Source organism: Pseudidiomarina atlantica, assembly GCF_000753735.1.
Lineage (GTDB): Bacteria > Pseudomonadota > Gammaproteobacteria > Enterobacterales > Alteromonadaceae > Pseudidiomarina > Pseudidiomarina atlantica.
In genome coordinates this window covers 1-21,938 of sequence record NZ_JPIN01000017.1, presented here as the reverse complement: position 1 = coordinate 21,938, position 21,938 = coordinate 1, and the positions used below count along the sequence as shown (strand labels likewise).

The 21,938-nt window shown below is 51.0% G+C and carries 20 protein-coding genes and 4 pseudogenes; 10 read left to right on the top strand and 14 right to left on the bottom strand.

The annotated features are described in order from the left end of the window. Positions 1 to 357, top strand: a 357-nt coding sequence (locus IDAT_RS12445) for a YybH family protein (RefSeq protein ID WP_034734244.1), incomplete at its 5' end; no start/stop codon positions are given. Between the two features lie 29 nt (positions 358 to 386). Next, complete coding sequence (locus tag IDAT_RS12440) at positions 387 to 854, top strand: YybH family protein (protein WP_034734241.1); 468 nt, start codon at positions 387 to 389, stop codon at positions 852 to 854. A gap of 2 nt (positions 855 to 856) precedes the next feature. Here IDAT_RS12440 and IDAT_RS12435 read toward each other — a convergent pair whose 3' ends face one another. Then, on the bottom strand, positions 857 to 1,324 hold the full coding sequence (locus IDAT_RS12435) for a type 2 periplasmic-binding domain-containing protein (RefSeq protein ID WP_034734238.1): 468 nt from the start codon (positions 1,322 to 1,324) through the stop codon (positions 857 to 859). 45 nt (positions 1,325 to 1,369) lie between these two features. Next, positions 1,370 to 2,275, bottom strand: a pseudogene (locus IDAT_RS12430) (IS3 family transposase); the annotation flags it as partial. A 5-nt stretch (positions 2,276 to 2,280) separates the two neighbouring features. Here IDAT_RS12430 and IDAT_RS12425 point away from each other — a divergent pair. Together IDAT_RS12425 and IDAT_RS12420 are read left to right on the top strand one after the other, a co-directional pair. Then, a pseudogene (locus tag IDAT_RS12425) lies at positions 2,281 to 3,174 on the top strand (IS3 family transposase); the annotation flags it as partial. Positions 3,175 to 3,287: 113 nt separating this feature from the next. Continuing rightward, positions 3,288 to 5,621, top strand: a complete 2,334-nt coding sequence (locus IDAT_RS12420; RefSeq protein WP_081909844.1) for a heavy metal translocating P-type ATPase — start codon at positions 3,288 to 3,290, stop codon at positions 5,619 to 5,621. 217 nt (positions 5,622 to 5,838) lie between these two features. Here IDAT_RS12420 and IDAT_RS12415 read toward each other — a convergent pair whose 3' ends face one another. Next, entirely contained in the window at positions 5,839 to 6,294 is a 456-nt protein-coding gene (locus IDAT_RS12415; protein ID WP_034734225.1) for an IS3 family transposase, read from the bottom strand. A 43-nt stretch (positions 6,295 to 6,337) separates the two neighbouring features. Further along, entirely contained in the window at positions 6,338 to 6,949 is a 612-nt protein-coding gene (locus IDAT_RS12410) for a putative adenosine monophosphate-protein transferase Fic (protein ID WP_034734223.1), read from the bottom strand. A gap of 715 nt (positions 6,950 to 7,664) precedes the next feature. Here IDAT_RS12410 and IDAT_RS13235 point away from each other — a divergent pair. Beyond that, positions 7,665 to 7,937 (top strand): annotated as a pseudogene (locus IDAT_RS13235) (IS3 family transposase); the annotation flags it as partial. A gap of 271 nt (positions 7,938 to 8,208) precedes the next feature. Here the strand turns inward: IDAT_RS13235 and IDAT_RS12405 are convergent. Further along, on the bottom strand, positions 8,209 to 8,511 hold the full coding sequence (locus IDAT_RS12405) for a putative quinol monooxygenase (RefSeq protein ID WP_007182542.1): 303 nt from the start codon (positions 8,509 to 8,511) through the stop codon (positions 8,209 to 8,211). Between the two features lie 63 nt (positions 8,512 to 8,574). Between IDAT_RS12405 and IDAT_RS12400 the strand changes: the two genes are divergently transcribed. After that, the gene (locus IDAT_RS12400; protein WP_034734219.1) at positions 8,575 to 9,588 is read left to right on the top strand and encodes a GlxA family transcriptional regulator; all 1,014 of its coding nucleotides are present in this window, start codon (positions 8,575 to 8,577) and stop codon (positions 9,586 to 9,588) included. Between the two features lie 111 nt (positions 9,589 to 9,699). Here the strand turns inward: IDAT_RS12400 and IDAT_RS12395 are convergent, their stop codons facing one another. Continuing rightward, a complete protein-coding gene (locus tag IDAT_RS12395; protein ID WP_034734216.1) occupies positions 9,700 to 10,569 on the bottom strand; it encodes a LysR family transcriptional regulator in 870 nt (289 codons plus the stop codon). Positions 10,570 to 10,767: 198 nt separating this feature from the next. On the opposite strand from IDAT_RS12395, the gene IDAT_RS12390 reads away from it, so the two are divergent. From IDAT_RS12390 to IDAT_RS12380, 3 genes and pseudogenes are all read left to right on the top strand, one after another. Then, complete coding sequence (locus tag IDAT_RS12390; RefSeq protein WP_034734215.1) at positions 10,768 to 11,895, top strand: S-(hydroxymethyl)glutathione dehydrogenase/class III alcohol dehydrogenase; 1,128 nt, start codon at positions 10,768 to 10,770, stop codon at positions 11,893 to 11,895. A gap of 54 nt (positions 11,896 to 11,949) precedes the next feature. Next, positions 11,950 to 12,078, top strand: a pseudogene (locus IDAT_RS13535) (S-formylglutathione hydrolase); the annotation flags it as partial. A 268-nt stretch (positions 12,079 to 12,346) separates the two neighbouring features. After that, complete coding sequence (locus IDAT_RS12380; protein WP_034734212.1) at positions 12,347 to 13,423, top strand: alkene reductase; 1,077 nt, start codon at positions 12,347 to 12,349, stop codon at positions 13,421 to 13,423. 153 nt (positions 13,424 to 13,576) lie between these two features. On the opposite strand, the gene IDAT_RS12375 is transcribed toward IDAT_RS12380, so the two are convergent. The 7 genes from IDAT_RS12375 to IDAT_RS12345 all read right to left on the bottom strand — a co-directional run bounded on the left by IDAT_RS12375 (position 13,577) and on the right by IDAT_RS12345 (position 19,897). Further along, positions 13,577 to 14,524, bottom strand: coding sequence for a LysR family transcriptional regulator (locus IDAT_RS12375; protein ID WP_034734210.1), 948 nt, complete (start codon positions 14,522 to 14,524; stop codon positions 13,577 to 13,579). Between the two features lie 120 nt (positions 14,525 to 14,644). After that, on the bottom strand, positions 14,645 to 14,968 hold the full coding sequence (trxA, locus tag IDAT_RS12370) for a thioredoxin (protein WP_034734206.1): 324 nt from the start codon (positions 14,966 to 14,968) through the stop codon (positions 14,645 to 14,647). Between the two features lie 112 nt (positions 14,969 to 15,080). Beyond that, positions 15,081 to 15,473: a lipid A-modifier LpxR family protein gene (locus IDAT_RS13225; RefSeq protein ID WP_280113589.1), complete on the bottom strand. Its 393-nt coding sequence runs from the start codon at positions 15,471 to 15,473 to the stop codon at positions 15,081 to 15,083. Between the two features lie 283 nt (positions 15,474 to 15,756). Continuing rightward, the gene (locus IDAT_RS12360; protein WP_034734201.1) at positions 15,757 to 16,953 is read right to left on the bottom strand and encodes a low temperature requirement protein A; all 1,197 of its coding nucleotides are present in this window, start codon (positions 16,951 to 16,953) and stop codon (positions 15,757 to 15,759) included. A gap of 73 nt (positions 16,954 to 17,026) precedes the next feature. Further along, positions 17,027 to 18,034 carry a zinc-dependent alcohol dehydrogenase family protein gene (locus tag IDAT_RS12355; protein WP_034734198.1) on the bottom strand — a complete coding sequence of 336 codons (1,008 nt, stop codon included), beginning with the start codon at positions 18,032 to 18,034 and terminating at the stop codon, positions 17,027 to 17,029. A gap of 22 nt (positions 18,035 to 18,056) precedes the next feature. Then, complete coding sequence (locus IDAT_RS12350) at positions 18,057 to 19,064, bottom strand: zinc-dependent alcohol dehydrogenase family protein (RefSeq protein ID WP_034734196.1); 1,008 nt, start codon at positions 19,062 to 19,064, stop codon at positions 18,057 to 18,059. A gap of 74 nt (positions 19,065 to 19,138) precedes the next feature. After that, positions 19,139 to 19,897 (bottom strand): SDR family oxidoreductase, encoded by a 759-nt coding sequence (locus IDAT_RS12345; protein ID WP_034734193.1) that lies wholly within the window; start codon positions 19,895 to 19,897, stop codon positions 19,139 to 19,141. Positions 19,898 to 20,056: 159 nt separating this feature from the next. Here IDAT_RS12345 and IDAT_RS12340 point away from each other — a divergent pair, with 159 nt between their 5' ends. Next, positions 20,057 to 20,950: a LysR family transcriptional regulator gene (locus tag IDAT_RS12340; RefSeq protein WP_034734190.1), complete on the top strand. Its 894-nt coding sequence runs from the start codon at positions 20,057 to 20,059 to the stop codon at positions 20,948 to 20,950. 305 nt (positions 20,951 to 21,255) lie between these two features. Here IDAT_RS12340 and IDAT_RS13350 read toward each other — a convergent pair. Continuing rightward, positions 21,256 to 21,938: SH3 domain-containing protein (locus tag IDAT_RS13350; RefSeq protein ID WP_034734187.1), on the bottom strand; the 683-nt coding region annotated here is incomplete at its 5' end.

Below are 21,938 nucleotides of genomic sequence, written 5' to 3'. Positions count from 1 at the left end.
CAACTGGACAACAAGGTTGACATAGTGGGTCATGCCCTTCAAACTGGCGATAAGGAACTTGCAAGGGCACAACTAGCTAGTGACGTGATGATTTATGAGGGAGGCCGCGTTGAAAGAAGTGCTGATGAATATGCTCATCACCATATGTTGTCGGATATGAAATATTTAGCAGCTATGAAGAGCGAAACACTTGAGCATCAAGTAACGATTCTTGGAAATACGGCTATCTCTGCTTCGCGCAGTCACACCAAGGGCACTTACAAAGGTAAAGAGCGCAACTATCAAGGCATGGAAACAATGGTGCCGGAAAAACAAAACGGTAAATGGAAAATCAAGCACATTCATTGGTCACATTAATTTATTGGTCAAACAACGGAGAACAACAAATGACTAAATTTGTAGCAATAACGATGTTGAGTATGCTGGCATTTTCTTCGAATGCACATGATAAAAGCCATATGAATGACGAGAAGCAAATTACTCACATCATTCATCAAATTAAATATGGTTGGGAAAATGGCGATGGTAAGCCTTTTCGCAAGCACTTTCTTGATTTCAAAGGAGCAAGGTATTTTGAGTCGGGCGGTCAAAATGTTGGTTTAACAGATTTAGTAGAGCACCACGTTGAACCAGAAAAAGACGCATTGGTTTTCTTGAACTTGGATTTCTCCAATATCCAAATTCATATTGAAGATGAGTTTGCTTGGGCGCTTGCCGATACAGCGGTAAAGGGTGAGGTGAGAAAATCAGGAAAAACCTTCGATAAAACAGGCTTCCAAACGTTTCTATTTAAGAAAGTAGATGGTGATTGGAAAGTGCTTCATACCCATTCTTCTAGTAGAAATAGGAAATAAAGCTATTTAACTGACTTTAATAAAGAACTAAGTTTTCCGGATGAGCTTAGTTCTTTTATCTTTTTATTAATCTCTTTCATTTTTTTATCGTTTATTTCGGTTTTGTGACAGACAAAAGCGTCCAAAGATGCATGAATTGGATTCTCTTGATTGTAATAATCTAGAGGCAACTCTAGAGCTTTGTACGCTGAATTTATATCTGCTATGTACGCAATAATTCCATCCGTTCTATTTTTATGTAAAAACTTAATTAAAGCCGTATCAGAGTCAATATTTATATATTGTGCATTAAATTTTTTTCTAATATTTCCAATAGATAGCCCTCGACGAATAGCTAATCTTTTGCCTTCAAATTCTTGAATTGACTGATAAGTGGTGAGAGAAAAAATGTAGGCTTTTGTGATATTTATAGGCTTACTTGAAATAAATGAATCGGGGTTAGGTATAGTTGCAGTGCTTGCCGGAAACAAACAATCTACATCTTGCTTTTCAAATAAGAGGTCTACTTGTAGTGGTCAAGAAAAACTGGCCACCGGTTTATAGTTAATCCAGTATTTTTGCTCTGCCATATTCGGACTCATACCACCATTATGCTGATGCGGTCGAAGCTGGCTGTAATACCCGATTAAATATTTCACGATGTGATGCTGCGCTTGTAAAAAAGAGCGATATCCATAAGTTGGCATCCATTCAATCTTCAAGCTTCGGAAAAACCGCTCCATTGGTGCATTATCCCAGCAGTTACCACGTCGACTTAAACTTTGCTTTATTTGGCATTTCCAAAGCGTTTGGCGAAACTTACGGCTCGTGTAATGACTGCCTTGATCGCTATGGAACATGACGCCTCTGGGGCGTCCACGGCTCTCATAAGCCATTTTCAGCGCGTTACTCGTTAGTTCGCTATCTGGTGATAGCGATATCGCCCAGCCAACCGGTTTTCGTGCATATAAATCAATAACAACGGCTAAATAAGCCCAGCGGTTGCCAGTCCAAATATAAGTTACGTCGCCACACCAAACCTGATTAGGCGCTTCGACATTAAACTGTCGATTTAAATAGTTCGGTATTTCAACATGTTCATCACCAGTTTTCTTGTATGTGTGGCCAGGAACCTGACAGCTAATAAGGCCAAGTCTTTCCATCAGGCGTCCAGCGCGATAACGGCTTAAAGGTACATCTTGAGCAGTCGCCATCTCAGCGATACTGCGAGCTCCAGCTGAGCCTTCACTTTCACGGAAAAGCTCTTTGACCTTAGCGATTTCCTTGGCCTTTTTCGCACATACAGGCTGTTTTGAACGTTGTTGCCAGTACTTAAAGCTGCTGCGGTGAACATTGAACACCGCACACAGTTTCTTTACTGGATAGCTCGTCTTAAGTTTCTCAATTATCGAGAATTGTTCAGGGAGTCCGACATTAAGAGAGCTGCCTTCTTCGCGAAAGAAATAAAGTAAAGTTTGAATTCATCAAGGTCGAATCTGGCAACTACCCAATCAGGGCTCTGTGTCGGGTTATGAAGGTCAGCAAGTCGGCTTACTATGACTGGTGCAAGCGCCCGGGCAAGCTGATTGGCGCTCAAGAGCTGCAGCTTCGCCGCCGGATCAAGGAACTGTTCAAAGCGACCAGATCCAGCTTGGGCAGCCGGAAAATGATGAAGGCACTTCGCGCGGAAGGCTTTGAAATTGGCCGATACCGGGTTCGCCGGCTTATGGATCAAATGGGCTTGAAGGTGACGCAGCGCGTGGCTTACAAAGTAACCACCAAGCGCAAACACAGCGACAGCGTAGCGGGCAATTTGCTGAATCAGAATTTCAACCCAGTGGGCCCGAATCAGATCTGGGCGGGCGATGTGACCTACTGCCGCACCGGCGAAGGCTGGATGTATCTGGCGGTTGTGATGGACCTGTATTCGCGGCGCATCGTGGGCTGGGCAATTGATAAAACGATGACCACCAGTTTGGTGCTGCGGGCTCTGATTACGGCTTACAACCTGCGCAGGCCGAGCAAGGGGCTGGTGTTCCATAGCGACCGCGGGTCGCAGTACACCAGCAAGCGGTACCGGAAGCAGCTTCAGCGTTTTGGTATGCGAGCGAGTATGGGCGACGTTGGCGCCTGCTGGGACAACGCAGTTGTTGAACGATTTTTTGGCAGCCTGAAACATGATTGGCTCTTTAAAGTGTCACAACCGACACGTGAACATATGAAAAGGGATGTGGCCGCTTACATCCGTTACTACCACCTGAAGCGACTACATTCGGCCAACGGCGGCAGGTCGCCAGTTAACCATGAATTATTGTTTAAAAATGTGTCCGGATTTAGTTGACCAGTACATCCAATGGGTTAAAGTGGTGCTGAAAAGAAGTAAATGTATGCAGTCATGAGGCTATACGCACGCGTATACGGAATTTGGCACATACCTCGAGAGGATTAGTTGTTATGAGGCAGAATCAATCAGAACATCCACACCACGTGGATCCGTCGCACACAGATGCGCCGCTCTCAGATCCCGTGTGCGGCATGCGAGTTACAGAGAATTCATCCCATCACATGGAGCATGAGGGTAAGTCTTTCTATTTTTGCAGCACCAAGTGTTTGGGTAGATTCCGTGATGACCCGGAAAAGTACCTCGATCCCACCAAGTCGGAGGAACATACAACGCCGCATGAGCCCGGCACGACGTACACTTGCCCTATGCATCCGGAGATCCTGCAAGATCACCCGGGAACCTGTCCAAAGTGTGGCATGGCTCTTGAGCCATTGATGCCCAGTCTGGATGATGATAACAATCCAGAGTTGAAAGATTTTTCACGCAGGTTCTGGTGGACGCTGCCGTTTACTGTCATCGTGACAATACTTGCTATGTTCGGCCCGCAGCTTGGCTGGTTCAGCATGAGCGTGCAAACATGGATCGAACTCGTTCTTTCAATACCGGTAGTGTTGTGGGCAGGGCAGCCATTTTTTGTACGGGGCTGGCAATCAGTAGTGAACCGCAGCCCGAACATGTGGACGCTGATAGGCCTTGGTACTGGAGCGGCGTTTATCTATAGCACTATCGCGACGATAGCACCGGGCATATTCCCTGAAACTTTCATGTCGATGGGCCGCGTTTCAGTCTATTTTGAAGCAGCAGTTGTCATTATTTCGCTGACATTGTTGGGTCAGATGCTTGAGTTGAGGGCACGCTCGAAAACATCAGCTGCCATCAAGTCCTTGCTCGGTCTGGCGCCTAAGACAGCACGGCGGATCAACAAGGATGGCACTGAGGAAGATGTGCCTTTGAATCACGTACATGAAGGTGATCGCTTGCGCGTTCGCCCTGGTGAAAAAGTCCCGGTTGACGGCACGGTAGAGGAAGGTAATAGCTCATTGGATGAGTCGATGTTGACCGGAGAGCCACTCCCCGTAAGCAAGCGGCCCGGAGACAAGGTGATTGGCGCGACGATGAATACTTCAGGCGCTCTTGTGATTCGGGCAGAGAAAGTGGGTTCTGCCACAGTGCTCTCTCAGATTGTGCAGCTCGTAGCGCAGGCGCAGCGTTCGCACGCTCCCATGCAGCGCATGGCTGACTTGGTTGCCGGTTACTTCGTTATGGCTGTAGTGGTCATCGCCATAACAACTCTGTTCGTTTGGGGATTCTTCGGTCCGCAACCGAGCTGGGTGTACGGTTTGATAAATGCTGTTGCGGTGCTGATTATCGCTTGCCCGTGTGCGTTGGGGCTGGCCACACCCATGTCCATCATGGTGGCAACCGGCAAAGCCGCTACGCAAGGCGTGCTGTTTCGCGATGCCGCCGCGATTGAGAACTTCCGCAAAGTCGATACTCTGATTGTTGATAAAACCGGCACATTGACTGAAGGACGTCCGGCTTTTGAACAAGCAATTCCGGCAGGTGACATAACTGCCGATGAAGTACTACGTCTTGCAGCGAGCCTCGATCAAGGCAGTGAACATCCACTTGCCGACGCTATTGTGAACGCGGCGCGCGAGCGCGGCCTCACACTCAGTGCAGTCGACGATTTTGAATCAGGTAGCGGCATCGGCGTTCGTGGCCAAGTCGATAGTAAGTCGCTGGTCCTGGGCAATACAGCTCTGATGCAGCAAGACGGGATTGATGTTACCCACCTGACAAACATCGCCGACTCATTGCGCGAAAAAGGTGCGAGTGTCATGTATCTCGCCTCGGATGGCCAACTTGCAGGCCTGTTGGCTGTCTCCGACCCGATCAAACAGAGCACGCTGGAAGCAGTGCGAGATCTCCAGCAAGCGGGGATTCGTATCATCATGGCAACCGGCGATGGTATTGCAACGGCTAACGCTGTTGCCAAGGAATTGGGAATCGACGAAGTGCACGGCGAAGTCAAACCTGCTGACAAGCTTGACCTCGTCACACAGCTTCAAGCTGAAGGTTGTATTGTAGCTATGGCTGGGGACGGGATTAACGATGCCCCGGCTCTCGCAAAGGCTAACGTAGGTATCGCCATGGGGACGGGTACAGACGTTGCCATGAACAGCGCTCAGGTAACCCTGGTCAAAGGCGACTTGCGTGGAATCTCCACCGCACGGCACCTTTCCGATAGTACCGTCGCTAATATGAAGCAAAATCTGGGTTTCGCGTTTATCTACAATGCGCTTGGCGTCCCGATCGCAGCCGGTGTGTTGTATCCCCTCACGGGTATTCTGCTCTCACCCATGTTCGCCGCACTCGCAATGAGTCTCAGCTCGGCATCGGTGGTTTTCAACGCTCTCCGGCTTCGTGGCTCACGCGATTGAATGGGGCGATAACCCACGGAATGATGCTCTGATAACACAAGCTGCTGAAGAACAGATGTTTCAGCAGCTTGTGCCCCCTCATCCACCATCCGTTGATTAACGAGGCCTTAATCGATGCTGTTTCACCAGCGTATAGAATACCGGGATGACAATGAGTGTGAGGATAGTGGAAGAAATGTAAATACCCCATTTCTAACACAGTCATCTCGTAGAGTATTTATGCCGCATTTCGGTACTCAAATGGTGTCATGTCATTGAGTGAATCGTGCGGCCGTTCGTTGTTGTATAGCTCAATCCAGTCTTCGGTTATTTGCTTTACGTCGTTCAGGTTGTTGAAAATGTAGCAATCGAGTACATCATCACGATAAGTTCGGTTAAATCGTTCAATATAGGCGTTTTGATATGGGCAACCGGGTTTAATGTAGTCAATCATAATGTCATGCGCTTTTGCCCAATTTACAAACACTTCCGAGGTGAATTCGCTGCCATTATCTACCCGAATTTTCTCAGGGTAACCGTGCCACTCCGCAAGTTGGTCAAGATAGCGTATGACGCGCAACGACGGCATGCTGGTTGCAATATCAATACCTAAAACTTCGCGATTAAAGTCGTCAATAACGTTAAATGTGCGGAACCTGACTTTGTTGTGCAAGCTGTCACTCATAAAGTCCATTTGTAATCCCCCCAAAAATAGGAGTAGTTATGCGTAGAAAGTGCTAGTACTGATTGAACTCTGCTCTTGTCTTCATGGCGCTCGAAAAAATATCGACAAGTGGCTGAAGATCGAGATTCACACCAGAAACATTGGCATAGACCCACTCTTGCTGCGATATTTCAGGCCACAATACATCATAACCAAGTGCAAATAGCATTTCTTCAAAAAAGAATCGTTGCGCACGCCCATTACCTTCTCGGAATGGATGTAATAAGTTAATCTCGCAGTATAAATCAGCAACTTCACGCACGAAAACCTCTGGTGTTTTCGCATGTTCTAACAAAGGAATTTGGCGAAATAACCTATCCGCCTCAGCTTTGATTCTTGATGCCGTACAGAATCGAGTTGCACCTTTTGAAATATCAATTGTTCGTAACTCGCCAGCCCAATCGTATACATCCTGAAATAAATGCAGATGTAAACGCTGTAGATGCTCGAGTGTGAATTCCTGACTGCCTAATGTAGTAGCTGTGTAGGATTTATAACGTAGGGTAGTAAATTCTATTTCGGCAGCGACAAGAGTTTCCTCATCGCGAATGTTTAGCTTGTTAACTAAAACATCGGAGTCCGGGTAACAATACGGATCTTGACCAGCGCCGTACTTATCTCGCATATTTACGTTTTAAAGATGCGATAGACTGCTTTTCAAAAGACTCTTTCATTTTGAGACCTTCGTACCCAAGACTGGTCTTGAAGTTCTCAATATTAGGAACAAAGCGCTCTTGTTTATCTGAGCTGTTTTTTGTGCGTTTCATTATCATGTACCCTTAGGATGAGCCGCATAAATTATAACCTATGCAGCGCGCCTAAGCCACGTTCGAAATGGTGGAATTTTTTCCACCTAAAAACTCAGGTTTTTCCGAATATTCAGAATTTTTTGTCGCGAGGCAAAGGTCAAAAATTTAAATTTCCACGTCGGTTTTCTGTGACCATTTTTGTCATTAAATGATCTCAAAAGTGTCAATTTCGACACCAAATAAAAAATCAAAACACCGTTTAAACCCTTACCACACCTAGATTTAACGATTTACCACCGAACCCACGACTGCCCTCCGGAGGCAGAGGTCACAGGTTCGACTCCTGTCGGGTGCGCCACGAATATCAAGGACTTGCGTGAAAGCGCAGGTCCTTTTTTTTTGGCTTGTGCCCAAATGGTGCCCTGACAGTGCCCGGCTATTTTACGCTATTGAGCTAGCACACACTTTCAAGACCTTTGCACTGATTTCACCCTGCCAACTCTGTGGCACAACCTCGCCTCCGGAACCTATCTCTGGTGATGAACATTACTAAGATCATAATGAATTAAAAGTTGGAAGCAGGTAACAGGAGTACTGCGGGAAAGCCCGAAATACCGGTTCGGCTAGTCGAAGTGGGTGCCACAATCTCTGGAATGGCTGACGGATAATGGCAACTGCTACATTGCCAAAGAAACGCGAGTCTTCACATCCGCTCTGGGTTTTGTGGTGTATATCACACCCGCGCGAAGCCCTCATAGTAACGGCATAGCGGAGGCTTTTGTGAAGACGTTTAAGCGGGGCGATGTATACCTGTACGACCTTCCTGATCCAGCCACTGTGATGGCCAGATTGCCGAAATGGATCTGAGACTATAATCGCAGCCACCCGCACAAGAGTCTGAAATGCCACCGGGGAATACCGGGCTGAACTGGCAAGATGGTGCTCAGTTTAGTTGGGGCAACTACAGGCATCAGTATTATCGACCTTGTTAAAATCAGAAGGCTGGCTGCCAAGAGAATTGTCGTCAACTGGTCATCCTAATTGTCGCCGAACATCCCCCCCCGGCAATCGAGGGGGGCTGCGTAGGGCCGTGTGGCCCTACGCAGCGTGACCTGATTGAGTCAAGGCCGGGTTTTCATGCAGGCAGTTTGGCTGCAAGCAGTTCGACCTTCTCGATATTGGGCGGAGAACTGAGCAAGGTCGCGGCGTTGGCCATCAAGGCCGCGGCGATCTGGCCGTTCAGATGTGCCTGGCGACCTGCCTCATCGGCAAAGGCATCGAACACACCGAACGTCGAAGGGCCAAACTTCAATGCAAACCAGGCAGTGGTGCCGGATTCGGCGTTGGCGAGCGGCAGTGCGCTGGCCAGGAAGTCGGCAAGCGCAGCCTCCTGGCCGGGTTTGGCTTCGAGGCGAACAAACAGGGCGAGCTTGGTCATATTGTAATCCTTTGGGTAAATGGTTTAGGTGAAAGCACCGACGAGCCTGCAGTCTAAGTCTTCATGACAACCATTTATATAGACAAAAATGACAACTTTGATATCATTATTGCCATGAAACTTCATATCCTTGTTTGTGATGGCGTGTTTGATCTGGGGCTTGCGGCGCTCACTGACACAGTGGGCTTGGCCAATGCGATGTCGAGCTCGCTGCCACAGGCTCCCGCGCACATAGAGCTCACGCTGGTGGGCGTGCGGCGTCGCATCCTAACGGCGCAGGGCTTGACGGTCCCCGTGGTCACTGCGCGTGGTGTGCCGGAACCAGACGTCGTACTCGTGCCCGCGTTTGGTGACAAGATGCCTGACACGCTCTCGGCTCGGCTCACACGCCCCGACGTGCCCGATGCGGTCGCCGCGCTACAGCTGTGGTCCACCGCTGGCGCGCACCTTGGTGCCGCCTGCTCCGGTAGTTTCTTACTTGCAGAGAGTGGCCTGCTTGATGGGCATCGTGCGACGACGTCATGGTGGCTGGGGCCGATGTTTCGGCAGCGCTATCCGAACGTCACGCTGGACGAGTCACGCATGCTCGTGAACTCGACACGCTTCACTACCGCGGGTGCCGCTTTGGCCCACGTCGACCTGGCCTTGCGCATCATCCGGGGGCGCAGTCCGGCGCTGGCGGCCCTAGTAGCACGCTATCTGCTGGTCGAGGCACGCAGTTCGCAAGCCGAGTTCGTGATTCCCGACCACCTTGCGCATGCCGACCCGATGGTGGAGCGCTTCGAGTGCTGGGCCAGAAGTCAGCTCGCGAAGGGGTTCTCGCTGGCCGAGGCGGCCAGCGCCGCGGGCACAAGCGAGCGCACCTTGGCGCGGCGGCTGCAAAGCGTTTTGGGCAAGACACCGTTGTCGTATTTCCAGGACCTGCGCGTGGAGCATGCCGTCCATCTCTTGCGCACCGGAAACGCGAGCGTCGACCAAGTCGCCGCACAGGTCGGGTACTCGGATGGGGTGACCCTGCGGGCCCTGTTGCGCCGCAAGCTGGGCCGGGGTGTCAGGGAGTTGCGACGCGGCGGATGACCAGAGGCGTTTGGTATATGTACGGCTGGAGACCGCCGCGAAACTGACGCAGGCCAAACGGCGCATTTGGACAAACTGACAAAACTACTGCCCGCCACGGCCCCACAGAATTTAACTTAACGATTCGTCCAGGAAATCCAGCAGCATCCGCACTTTTGGGGATAAATGCCGGTTATGTGGATAAATCGCCCAGATTCCATCGTCGGCTTCTTGATAATGTTCCAGCAAGTTCATAAGTTTTCCACAGGCCAATGACGGCTGAACGTAATAATCGGGAAGTTGCACGATCCCGATGCCTTTCAGGGCCGCGTCCAGCAACGCCCAACCGCTGTCGCACTTCATGTTGCCTTTAACGCGAACGTTGTAGGGCTTACCTCGGTCCTGAAAGCGCCAGTAATCCAGATTGCCTTGCAAACAATTGTGCCGGTCCAGTTCCGAAAGCGAATGCGGCACACCATAGGTGGATAAGTATTCCGGCGAGGCGCACACGTATAAGGTTCGTGACGACAACCGCTTGGCCATCATGGATGAATCTTCCAGTTTTCCCAGCCGAATCGCCAAATCGTAACCGCCACCGACCAGATCCAGCTTCTGGTTGGTCAGATTCAGCTGCACCTCCAACTCCGGGTAGCGCAGGATGAAATCGTTCACCAAGGGGGCGATCACCTTCTCGCCATAGGTCACCGGTGCGGTCAGCCGTAATTTTCCCTTGGGGATAAGTTGCAGGTTGGTCATGGCCCGCTCGGCCTCTTCCAGACCATCGAGTACCTGGCGGCAATACTGGTAGTAGGTTTGGCCGGCTTCCGTCACCGAAACCTTGCGGGTGGTGCGATACAGCAGTTTGGTCGAAAGCCGGGATTCCAGTGCGCTGACCTGCCGGCTCACCTGAGCTGTGGAAATGCCCAATTGTTTCGCCGCAGCGGTAAAACTTTCAGCTTCCGCGACCGCCACAAACTCACTGACCCCTTCCCAAATAAACATGTTCAGTTCCTTGCGTTACGACTTGGGTGAGCTTAGATACAAAATGCCGCCAGCAAACAAAATACGGTTCATTGTTACTATACAGTAAAGGTGATTTGCTTAATTGGCCGATTATCTATCTTAAGAATAATAATACAATGATCCCATCAACATGGCAGAAGAACCTGCCGAAGCCCGACAAAATCTGGAGCACACAACATGACTCAGACCATCAAATCTAAAGCCGCTATCGCCTGGGGCCCGAAACAACCTCTGTCCATTGAAGAAGTGGATGTGATGCCACCTCAAGCTGGCGAAGTACGTATCCGGGTGATCGCTAGCGGTGTGTGTCATACCGATGCGTTTACCTTGTCTGGCGAAGATCCCGAAGGCATTTTCCCGACCATTCTCGGCCACGAAGGCGGCGGTATTGTTGAGTCGGTAGGCGAAGGCGTTACAAGCCTGAAAGTGGGTGACCACGTTATTCCGCTGTATACCCCTGAGTGCGGCGAATGTAAATTCTGCACCTCTGGTAAAACCAACCTGTGCGGGAAGATTCGTGAAACCCAGGGCAAGGGCCTGATGCCAGACGGCACCACTCGTTTCTCGTTAAACGGCGAGCCGATCTATCACTACATGGGTTGCTCAACCTTCTCTGAGTACACCGTACTGCCCGAGATTTCTCTGGCAAAAGTGAACAAAGAAGCGCCATTGGAAGAAGTGTGCTTGCTCGGTTGTGGCGTAACCACCGGCATGGGTGCGGTGATGAACACCGCCAAAGTAGAAGAGGGCGCTACCGTGGCCATCTTCGGTATGGGCGGCATCGGCCTGTCGGCGGTGATTGGTGCCACCATGGCTAAAGCCAGCCGCATCATTGCTATCGACATCAACGAGAGCAAATTTGAGCTGGCCCGCCAGTTGGGCGCGACCGACTGCATCAACCCGAAAGATTACGACAAGCCGATTCAGGAAGTGATCGTAGAACTGACCGACGGCGGTGTGGATTATTCCTTCGAGTGCATCGGCAACGTAGATGTAATGCGTTCAGCACTGGAATGCTGCCACAAAGGCTGGGGTGAGTCGGTGGTTATCGGTGTTGCGGGCGCCGGCCAGGAAATTTCCACGCGTCCGTTCCAGCTGGTGACCGGTCGGGTCTGGAAAGGCTCTGCCTTTGGTGGCGTGAAGGGCCGTTCCGAGCTGCCGGACATCGTTGAGCGGTACATGCAAGGTGAATTCAAGTTGAACGATTTCATCACCCACACCATGGGGCTGGAAAATATCAACAAGGCGTTTGATCTGATGCACGAAGGCAAGAGCATCCGTACCGTTATTCACTACGACAAGTAATGAAATCTGGTCGCCTGCCAGTCAGGCGGGCGACCGTTTTGTTGAGAGGTTGCAATGACTATTGAAAATCTGAGCAGTAATAAAAGTTTTGGTGGTTGGCACAAGCAGTACAGTCATCACTCCGAGACGCTGAACTGTTCGATGCGGTTTGCTATCTACCTGCCGCCGTGTGCCATGGTCCGGCAGCTCTGCTCAACATCCGCGACAACAACGGCAACCTGATCATAGACGGCAAACAGGTCGCAGGATTCAGTAACGCCGAGGAAGAAGCCGCCGGGCTTACCGGTGTGGTTCCGTATCTTCTACAGGACGAACTCGTGAAAAGCGGAGCCGATGAACAGCCTGTCGCATCAGTCAGGATGATGATTGATATATCTCGTCCGAATTAGTCCGCCCGGCCAACGGGCGGATATACTATCAGCTCTCGTACACTAAATTTCCCGAGGATGCTATGAACACACTTTTTACTCCCCTGAAAATGGGCGCCAGTGAATTGGCCAATCGGGTCTTCATGGCCCCCCTCACCCGCGTCCGTGCCGACGCTGATCACGTTCCCACGGATATGATGGTTGAGTATTACGCCCAGCGTGCCTCTGCCGGCCTGATCATCACTGAAGCGACCATGGCTATTGAAGGCAATTCGGCCTTCTGGCGCGAGCCCGGTATCTATTCCGAGGCGCAAGTTGAAGGCTGGAAGAAAGTCACTGATGCGGTACACGCCAAAGGTGGCAAGATTTATCTGCAAATCTTTCACGGTGGCCGCGCCTGCCACCCGGTGTTAAACAATGGCAAGGATCCGGTAGCGCCCAGCGCCATTGCCATCACCAGCGATGAAGTGCACACACCGGAAGGTAAGAAGTCCTACACGGTTCCCCGCGCACTGGCCGACAGCGAAATCCCGGCCATCATCGACGGTTTCCGCACCGCCGCCGAGAATGCCAAGCGCGCCGGCTTTGACGGTGTTGAGGTTCATGGCGCCAACGGCTATCTGCTGGACCAGTTCCTGCGTGATAGCTCCAACCATCGAGAAGGCCCCTACGGTGGCCCGATCGAAAATCGCGCCCGACTTCTGCTGGAGGTGATTGAAGCCGTATCCGGAGTGTTCGGTTCCGAGAACGTCGGTGTTCGACTGAGCCCCCTCAACAGTTTCCAGAGCATGAAGGACAGTGATCCGGTCGGTCTGGTTACCTGGCTCGCCAAGCGCCTGAACGACTACGGCCTGGCCTTTGTTCATTTGATGCGCAGCGACTTTTTCGGGGAACAGCAAGCGGACGTCATTACTCCGGTCCGCGAACACTTCAAGGGCAAGTTGATCCTCAACATGGGCTACACCGGTGAAGAAGCAGAACAAGCCATCGAATCCGGACTGGCCGACGCTGTCGCCTTTGGCGTGCCCTTCATTGCCAACCCGGACCTCCCGGAGCGCCTGAAGCTTGGCGCCGCGCTCAACGAAGCAGATCCGGCGACTTTTTACTCCCAGGGTGCGGAAGGGTATATTGACTACCCTTACCTTGAAAGAGTTAGCTGAAGCATAATGTCGAAAGGGAGCTGTTAGCCCCCTTTTTCGTTGCGCAGAACACATGACCTTTGAAAGCGCGATCTCCTTTCTTGTTTCTTCCAGTCTGAGGCCGGCGCTTACCTGGCCAACCCCACAATCCGTGGCGGCGACTTCTCTGGCCGGTTAGACCGCTTTCAGGTGCCGCCCGCAGGGCAAGGTGGTCATGATTTCGTGCCAGCGATCCCGCAGCAGGCGCTCGAGGTGGTCCCGAATCCAGATAATGCCGGGATCCCGGTCATGGCGGGTGTGCCAGACCAGGTACATGCTGGTGGGATCAACCTCAAAGGGCAGCTCTCCCATCCAGAGCCCGTTCACAAAACCGCAGTCCTGACTGATGAGCTCCGGCACCGCCGCAATCAGGTTTGTCTCCCGAAGCACATGCGGCATGATGGAGAAATGATTGACGGTGGCGGCAATCCGGCGGCTTTGCCCCTTCTGGTTCAGGTAGCTGTCCACGAAACCATGGGCGTCGCCCGACATGGACACAAGCAAATGCCGGGCCTCCAGGAATTCCTCCATGGTGATCGGCTTACCCGCCAGCGGATGTCCTTCGCGCATCGCCAGCACGTAGCCACCCTCAAACAACCAGGTGCTCCGCAGGCTGTGGTCGTGCTGGTTCAGAACGCCAACCGCCAGGTCCACGTGAGCTTCGCGCAGATCGTCGTAGGTGCCATCGGGCGTGTACGGGACCGCGTGCAGATCGACACCGGGCGCCTCCCGCTCCAGCAATTCGATTAACTGGCGCCAGACCATCTCAACGATCACGTCGGTAGCGGCGATGCGAAATTTCCTTTTGGAATTAGCGGGGTCGAACTGAGTGGCTGAAACCGCGTTGGTTAGCGCGTACATGGGCCCGCCTACCTGGTCCCAGAGGCTCAAGGCATAAGACGTTGGCTCGATGTTACGACCTTTGCGGACAAACAGCGGGTCGCTCCAGATCTGGCGCATCCGGGAAATTGCGTTGGATACCGCCGGCTGGGTCATGGCCAGACGCTCGGCGGCTCGGGTCACCGAGCGCTCGGTCATGATGGCGTCGAAAATATAGAGGAGTTGCAGCTCCTGGGTTTTCATCGTGGGGTACCTGAATGATGGCAATGGACTCGGATAAGTCTGACCAGCATTGGCGGGCAGCGCAACCGGCACACAAAAACACCCTCCCATAACAAGAGGGTGTTGATTCGAGCCGGTGAATTACAGGTTGCCTTTGACGAAGGCCCGCAACTGGCCCAAGGTGCCGGCACCGGTCTGCCGGGCCACCACGCCGCCCTCGCGGAACAGCGTCAGGGTCGGAATGCTGCGGACTCCCATGCGAGCCGCCGTTTCCGGGCTGTCATCCACGTTGACCTTGGCCACTACCAGGTCATCGCCCAGTTCGTCGGCGATTTCATCAAGCATGGGGCCAACGGTCTTGCAGGGGCCGCACCAGGGTGCCCAGAAATCGACCAGGACCGGCTTGTCGTTACGACCAACGGCCGCATCAAAGTTGCTGTCGTTTACTTCAACGATGTTGCTCATATCGTTTCTCCGTTTCCAGTAATGCCTAAGCCTAACCATGCGCCCTGCTCTTGCTGAAAACCAATTGTTCAGCGGTATACATGGTATTTCCCAGGGTGATGTACACCGGTTGTCAGTGACTGCCAAAGCGCTTGCTCAGCACCAGTCCGCCCCAGAAGTAGTTCTCCCGACCGCCGACCGCGGAGACGCTGGGCGCCCGCTCACCGTATGCCATCAATTCCGGGTTGAAGCGGTTATCCGGCGACGAAATCAGCCCTCCCCGGAACACCAGGGCGGCGCCAAATTCAGTGAGGTATCCGACGTTCCCAAAGTAGGTCACCTTGAACTTGCTGTCCGGCTCACTGCCATCCAGGTACTGGTGGTAGGCCGCGGAGCACCGCAAGGTAGGCTCGCCCCCTTCGGAGATCTGGTGATCCCAGCCTTCGGGCTTGTCACTGCCGGTGGCCTTGTGAATCGCATTCTGACTGTGCTCAAACAGGTCTAAGCCCAGGGCACCAACGGTCAGCGAGGTGGTCCACCCCGAGGTGCCACCGGCCGGCGCTACGGGGAGTTGTTCGTGAAGCTCGAAGAGTCACTGGGGCTCGCCATGCGGGAGGACGCACGGCGAACTGAGGACGAAGCGCCGGCGTGGACAGCGCCAACGGACAATCACTGATCACGAAAACAAAAAGGCCGGCTTGATGAATGCTTCCGAAAAGAATGTGGTTCTACGGCTTAATGAGCATAAGAAGAACCCATCAAATCCCTGGCGGCTATCTGTCAAATTGCATGGGCGTAGCCATGTTCCATCACAGCATTTTATCAGACCGGCGCGCATCTCTTAGCGCCAGAAAAATCGGCACACCAATCTGCGAGAACAGCGCCAGGACCCAAAGCCCGTTGCTGACAATCGACGGTACGAGGGGATGAACGGCTAGCACAACCAGTGCCATGACAATGCCGAACAGCCTCAGACCGCCGCTGTGGTATTTGTCGGTGGCATCAGTCACGGTTCGACGCAGCGCCCATAGCGAAGCTAAAAACACCGCTAGGCCGACCGAGCCAAGCGCGGCGTAGCCGGGCGGATAAGGCTCCCACAGGCCGACGTAGACTTGTCCGGCCAGCGCAACGCCAATCGTCACCGCACTCCACAAAATCACGATGTGAGCAAACCAGTATCTCAGCAGCACGGCACTGGTGCGGCTCTTCGGTTTTTCATTGCCGGCGCAGTCGAAATAAGTCCAGGCCAGCGCGAAGAGGGACAAGCCGCCCATGGTCACATTGAACAGCGTACCCGCGCTGACGCTGTAGACGCCCTTGTCGGCCAGCGTGACCACCAGTTTAAAGAAGCCTTCACCCAGCAAGATCAACATCAGAAGGCCGAAGCGCTCCGAGATGTGTCCGAGTTGAGGCACAAAGCGTTCGAAGCGGAGCGTGCCCACGCGCGGCAGCATGTACTGCAGCTGGATTGCTGCCACGCCGGCGGCAAAGACCCAGTAGGCAACCGGTGTCGGCAAAAAAGCCGACAGCGCGAACACCCCGGCCAACACGAAAAAATTCCGCGCCTGTTCCTGCGCCAGTCTATTGGCCGCGTTGTCGGTACAGCGCGCCCGCCAGTAAAGATAGGCCGTCAGCGCCCGATTCAACGCATAGGCCAGCGCGAAATACGTCCAGCCTTCACCGGCCACGTCGGGAATCGCCGCCGCGACGGTCATCATCGTGACAATCTTAAGTGCCATCACCACGCGATGCGGCATGTCCGTGGAGATATACAGCGAGTTATAGAGCGAGCTGTCTGCCCAGGCATAGAAAATTGCCAGGAACAGTCCGGTAAACACCCAGAATCCTTGCCACCCCAGATGATGGGACAGGTAATTTCCCAGAATGAAAATTGTCACTACATGGACCAGATCGAAGAAAAGTTCCACCCAGTGCACGTGGTCGTGGTTTTCATCGACATCCATGTGATGGCGCGGACGCCGCCAGAGAAGATCGCTAATTACCATACACTACCCCTTTTTCTTATTGTTCTGGCGGTGAATTATGCGCCGGCCAGAGACTAGCGGAAGCTACGAACGGTTAATCAAGTTCGACCACTATTTTACCAATCTGCTGATTTGACTCCAGATAGTGATGCGCTGCTACTATCTCTTCAAATTTAAAGCTTCGATCAATGACAGGCTTGAGTGTTCCCTCGGATAAACCCGAGTGGATAAATTGCTTTGCTCTGCGAAAACGCTCGATGTCTTTTATAACTTCAGTAAACACATACCCCCTAACGGTCAGACTTTTACGAAGTGCTATTTTTAAGGGGAAAGGAGTTATTTCGGGACTTAATGCTCCGTGTACTATTATTGTTCCTTCAGGGCTCATTGCTTCAGCAATTTCAGCTATCTGTGGCCCACCGACAGCATCAAATGCGACTTTTAAATTGTTTGCTCCCAATATGCTTCTCAAGCTATCCAGCAGCGGTTCTTCTTGGGTTGCAATCACATGGGCCGCGCCAGCCTTGAGCACAGCAGCCTTTTTGGCTCCTGTTAGAGTTGTAGCGATAGGGATACCCCCCAGGGAATTCACAATTTGAATCGCAGCCAATCCAACACTGCTCGATGCGGCGGTTATCAGTACTGAATCGCCTTTTTGCACGTTAGCAATTTCGACCAAAGCGCCATAAGCTGTCAGGTACTGCATCCAAGCTGCTGCGCCCTCAGCAAAGGTTAGCCCTGCTGGTTTGGGTGCCACATATTCACTTGGTACGACAATCTCTTCTGCGTAGCAGCCATTCTGAGAAAGCCCCATCTGAGGGACAATACAAACCTCTTCCCCAATGCGTAAATGATTCACCTTTTCCCCGACTTCAATGACTATCCCGGATGCTTCATAGCCGATTCGCGAAGGGAAGTCAGCCTTTTCTATATAGTGGCCTCGCCTAAACATGGCATCAGCACGATTGAGCCCAACAGCTTTGACCGCAATACGAACATCAGTGGCCTGCAAACTTGGACTCGCCAGTGAGTCAATAGTTAACACCTCGGGGCCACCTAATTCATGGAAACGAACAGTTCGAATTAGTTTTCCTGGGCTCATATGCATCCTCAACAATGTCTCTTTAAGCAATTACATCAATAACTACTTTACCCATGGACCCCAACTCTACAGCATTATGTGCATCCATTGCCGTGTCAAGGGAGAAGCATAACGGATCGAGTATTGGCTTAATTTGTCCAGCTTCAACGAGAGCCGTAATTTGCCGCAGAATGTCACCATGATGTTTGCGCCCCTCTCCGCTGAGCATTGGGTGTAACACAAAAATCCCTGACAATGTTGCAGAGCGCAATGACGACGGTACCAGGTTATGTGAGCCGAATGCAGCACAGCTTAAAATATGTCCATAATGTGCAATGATACCTAATGAGGCATCGAGTACAGAGCCACCGACAGTGTCGTAAACGATATCGAATCCTTTGCCTTGGGTGTATGCGTCCACGTACTCCGCAGGGCTTGCAGTGTGATAATCAATTGGCGTGGCACCAAGCGCCTTGAGCAGCTGTTGTTTTCCAGTCGATGCAGTGGCATAAACGTCGGCACCTAAGGCCTTAGCAATTTGCACAGCTACATGCCCAACTCCGCCAGCTCCACCCTGGATAAGGATTTTCTGGCCCGCTTTAACATTCGCCTTGTCAACCAAACCTTCCCAAGCGGTAAGTGCAACCAGAGGTAAAGCCGCAGCTTCACGCATGGACAAATTTTTCGGTTTGAGAGCAAGTAACTCAGCATCTACGTTGGCATATTCAGCCAATGAGCCTTGCAACCCTCGCACTCCGCCAGTCAGACCATAAACTGCATCGCCTACTGCAAAGTCGGTGACGCCGTCGCCGATAGCAACAATTTCTCCAGCCAAATCGGTGCCAAGTATTGCGGGTAATTCCGGCATGGCATAAGGAGCTATACCTCGGCGGATCTTGTAATCAATAGGATTGACGCCACTCGCAATTATTTTTACTTGCACCTGACCTGCTGATGGAGAAGGTAAGTTAATCAGGGCATCCCGGAATACTGTACCTTCTTCATAGCTATCTAATATCAAAGTACGCATTTGTCCGTTTAACGCAGTCATCAATAACCTCACAATCTGAATATTCAGCGGGTGGTTAATTCACCCGCTGGTTAATAGGTCTTTTATTAAACGAATTAAAACTCTTGAACAGTTGGGCGCAGAACAATCTCGTTGATATCCACATCCGCAGGCTGCTCAATTGCGTATGCGATAGCACGAGCAACAGATTCAGATGGAATTTCATTTTGCTGATAAAAATCTTTTACAAAGGCTGCACCCTGAGCATCTGAACTTCCATGTTTTAATTCAGATTCGACTGCACCTGGTGAAATGATTGTTGAACGAATTTTACCCCCAACTTCATGGCGCAAGCCTTCGGCAATAGCGCGAACAGCGAATTTGGTTCCGCTATAAACCGTGCCGCCGGGACTGAATACTTTGATACCCGCTACGGACGAAATATTGATAAAGTGGCCGGATCCCTGTTCCTGAAAGATCGGAAGCGCTGCGGCTACTCCATACAGCAGACCTTTAACGTTGATGTCAATCATGCGATCCCATTCGTCAACTCGAGTCTCAGCTAACGGAGCAATAGCCATTAACCCTGCATTATTGATAACCACATCAACTTTACCGAAGCGCTCTTGTGCAAGATTTACAAGGGCCTTCACTTCGTCCTGGCGAGTCACATCTGTCGCTTGAACCGCAACTTTTCCGCCCGCTGTACGTATGTCAGCAGCAATAGCTTCAAGCTTGTCGATACGTCGGGCACCTAAAACAACAGACGCGCCAAGACTGGCTAAATGTCTTGCCGTGGTCTCACCTAAACCGCTGCTACCACCAGTGATCACAACGACCTTACCGCTGATGTTGTTTGCTGAAACACTACTCATAGTTAATATCCTCAAATCAGTTGAATGTATGACTATGTCTAACTAACAAGCAAATTATCCCTCACCTTCAAAAACCAATAAATGGAAACGTTTTGATTTGACAATTCCATAATTTGGAATAATATTTGTGTATTCATACCAAACCTGAGTGTGACTGTGATGCTTAACAGATTGGAAATGCTCCGGATATTTTGTACTGCTGCAGAGTCTCGCAGCTTTAAAGAAGCGGCTAACCGTCTGGGAATTTCTCCTCAGGCAGTGACGCGAGCAGTGAAGGAGTTAGAGCGATTGCAGGGGGAGCTTTTATTTCATCGAAATACGCGACATATACAAGTGACCCTGGTTGGAGAAAAATTTGCTGTGATCGCAAAAGAACGCCTGCGCGCTGTAGATGAATTGTTTCAAACAAGTGCCCCTGACTCGGGTAATGAATTACAAGGGCGGGTTCGTATCGCAGCGCCTGTTGGTTTTGGTCATAAATGCTTGATGCCAGCATTAATGGAACTCTCAACAGTACACCCTCAACTGGATATAGACCTGACACTCAGTGACGAGCGCGTGGATGTAGTTGACGAAAAAATAGATATTGGGATTCGTATCGGCTTCATGAGGGATAGTCGATTTATTGCCCGCCAGCTCGCCAAAATTAATCTGTATGTCGTGGCTTCGCCTGACTTAATAGATAGAGTGGGAAGGCCTGCGTCTATTGAAGATCTAAACCACTTGCCGGTTACAGGGTTAGTAGATCGCAATACGGGAAAGCTTTGGCCATGGGTTTTTTCCATGGACAGACAGTGGATGCCATCCATAACACGTTTTCGAAGTGCCGACGCCGAAGCTGAATTAATGGGTGTACAAAATGGACTGGGGTTTGCTCAAATTCCTGACTTTTTGGCCCAAGACTTATTACGCCAAGAGAAACTTGTGAGAGTGTTAGAAGAGGCCGAGCCTGTGCCTTGGGATTTATTTATTTATCGCCCTCAACGTGGTCCAGTACCACAACGTGTTCGATTGGTTTTTGATCACTTGGTGACAAGATTTAGTGTCCACTAATGGCACAAAAGTAATATTCATAAAGTGCGAATACTACATTAGCTCACTTTACTGCAAAAACCGTAACCAATGTCTTCGTTGAGTCACCAGGAATCATAACAAAGTGCATTTTGCTACCAACATGCTGCCAAAACTCTGCCTTCTGTGCATATTTTTTTGCTTATTAGATAGTTGTAATCCCCCCGAGAAATCAGCGCAGTTATAAATATAAAATTCCGTTAATTCAAAATGATCGAATTGTCTATGATTCTCGTTCCTCTCTCGGGTGTTAAAATCATTGCTCTATACCTCACCTGAGATACCAGTCATGAGCCAATCCGCTTAAGATACTTTTTGTATACCCAGCCGTAGCGGGGAAGCCCTTCGATGTGGTCAGTATAACTAACGTAAATCCACTTTTTATTCGGATGAGTTCCGCGCTGAATGAGCCTCACTTTTTGATTCGGGTGAAGGGTCGTAATGATATGCGAGTCGGCACCAGTCCCCGCGTTAACTCTCAAATTAACTGAGCGGACGACAACGTATTCAGTTAGCCCTGACGTCTGCTCAGGATCCATCCCGTTCGCTTTTTGAAGGTGATGAGCGAAAGTGTGGGCTTGAGTTAAGAGATCACGCTGGATTTCTAAATTCTGTTCTCTGTACGCAGCCGTTAAGCGGCTTTCATTATGGGCAGCTTGAAAGCTTGCCAATTCCATGAAGAACATGAGCAAGAAAATTATGAACTCTATATATCTAAGAGCCTGCAATACAGTGAGCGTTTTTGCTGGCGCAGACTCAATCGCGACCACATCCTCATAATACTCCCTCAATTTTTGAGCTTTAGCTGGAATGTCTTGCTCTACGCCTGCGAGTATATCCTGCATCAACCTCGATACATTCCCTGTAACTGAATCAAGATTGGGTATAGTGAGTTGAGAAAAGCGTAGCCCGCTCGCGATAGAAGCAATTGCACCCACTTGTGTCAACAACGGGTGAAAACTGATCCGCT